Origin of the sequence: Pseudomonas syringae pv. cilantro (assembly GCF_001293775.1) — a bacterium.
Classification (GTDB): Bacteria; Pseudomonadota; Gammaproteobacteria; order Pseudomonadales; family Pseudomonadaceae; genus Aquipseudomonas; species Aquipseudomonas syringae_P.
Genome location: NZ_LGLN01000023.1, coordinates 1 through 1,402, shown reverse-complemented (window position 1 = coordinate 1,402; position 1,402 = coordinate 1). Strand labels below are relative to the sequence as shown.

Annotated in this window: 3 protein-coding genes; 2 read left to right on the top strand and 1 reads right to left on the bottom strand. The window is 51.9% G+C overall.

The features are described from left to right. On the top strand, positions 1-358 hold a 358-nt coding region (locus ABJ99_RS04170), incomplete at its 5' end, for an ATP-binding domain-containing protein (RefSeq protein ID WP_195842900.1). Positions 359-381: 23 nt separating this feature from the next. On the opposite strand, the gene ABJ99_RS04165 is transcribed toward ABJ99_RS04170, so the two are convergent. Then, a complete protein-coding gene (locus ABJ99_RS04165; RefSeq protein WP_003347763.1) occupies positions 382-810 on the bottom strand; it encodes a hypothetical protein in 429 nt (142 codons plus the stop codon). Between the two features lie 168 nt (positions 811-978). Between ABJ99_RS04165 and ABJ99_RS04160 the strand changes: the two genes are divergently transcribed. Further along, positions 979-1,311: a DUF4177 domain-containing protein gene (locus ABJ99_RS04160; RefSeq protein WP_054084739.1), complete on the top strand. Its 333-nt coding sequence runs from the start codon at positions 979-981 to the stop codon at positions 1,309-1,311. Positions 1,312-1,402: the final 91 nt, after the last annotated feature.

Genomic DNA, 1,402 nt, shown 5'->3' with positions numbered 1-1,402 from the left:
CGCAAAGGCCACGCAGGATCCTGAGATGCTGCGGTCGATCAAAATCATCGAAAACTACCCCGACCTGCCCAAACGAATCGAGCAACTGCGAGGAGCGTCTGTCACCTCGGAGCTCGATGCAACCGTGACCCTTACCACTGCGCACAGAGCCAAAGGTCTGGAGTGGGACTTCGTAGGGCTTTATGACGACTTTTCTGCGGATCCGCTTTCCCCTGACATCGACGCCGGCAAACGCGACGATGAGCTGAACCTTCTGTACGTAGCTGTCACACGAGCCATGAAGATTCTGGCCGTCAACTCGCTGGTGATCGACATCATGCAGCGCTTCAAAGACATGAAGCAGCGCTCGAAACCTTGATGCGCTGCCCCATTTCCAACCAACTACTTCTTATGACGCAAGTCTTCTTCGGTCAGAGCTAAGAAGTCAGGTTCTACACCGCAATGAGCTACAACGCTTTCGAAGCTCGCGTGTGTCCAATCCGGTTTACCTTCAGCGAGGGTAACGATTGCCCACGAACCGTCTGGTGAGATGCCAAGACCGGGGGCATATCGTTCGATCCAAACAGAGCGCTCAAGAATTTTATCCATTGACGAAAGCGCCTTGGGAAGGGCTTTTTCAGAATCAAGACGCTTAACAACACCATACATGATGTCCTCAATGACGTTTGTAACGGACGTGCCGTTGTAGTCACGAAGTTGAGCTATCAGACAGACCAGGGATCCGTCATCCTTGATACGCACACGAACATAACATGCTCCCATGGAGTGAAAGCCTTTGTACTCAAAATTGCGATAGTCCAGCGTCTGCATTCCCTACTTTCCCCTTGAACATAACTGCGTAGACCGGCTCATGACCGGCGTAGTAAATATCTCACTACCCATACCATTTTCCAAATGGAATAGGTTTGTCGCTTCGTCCCGCTCTTAAAGACTGAAACACTGACCTGCCCTTCCCCGTCCATTTGCAGTTGGTATCCGATGACTCTCTTTGAATACACCCAGGCCTTCGTCCCCCTTCCCTACAAAACCGTGACCAGCGGCGTGCTGATGTTCAAGTCGACAGATGAGACAACAGAACCCGACATTCAAGGCTACTTGAGCAACCCTGAGACTCTCGATGTATTGAACCGCTACGGTCGAGAGGGGTGGGAGCTGGTGAGCGTTCAGCAGATCAATCGTGGCCACGAGCGACTGGGTAATCAAAACGCCCAGGCCTGGGCGGTTGGGTATGCAATCAGTACCGGGTTCCTGTTCTTCTTCAAACGCAGCGCTGCACCGCTTACACCTTTGGACAAACCCTCTCAGACCTAAAAAGGGTTTTGTACTGATTCAAACCGAGCCCTTGGTCATGCTGTGGACATAGATTCCTACAGCTTCCAAGGCCCGCGACGTGAACTTCAAT

What these genes read in the sequence shown, in the direction of transcription:
- ABJ99_RS04165 (WP_003347763.1), bottom strand. Translation starts at nt 810, where the DNA reads ATGCAGACGCTGGACTATCGCAATTTTGAGTACAAAGGCTTTCACTCC.
- ABJ99_RS04160 (WP_054084739.1), top strand. Translation starts at nt 979, where the DNA reads ATGACTCTCTTTGAATACACCCAGGCCTTCGTCCCCCTTCCCTACAAA.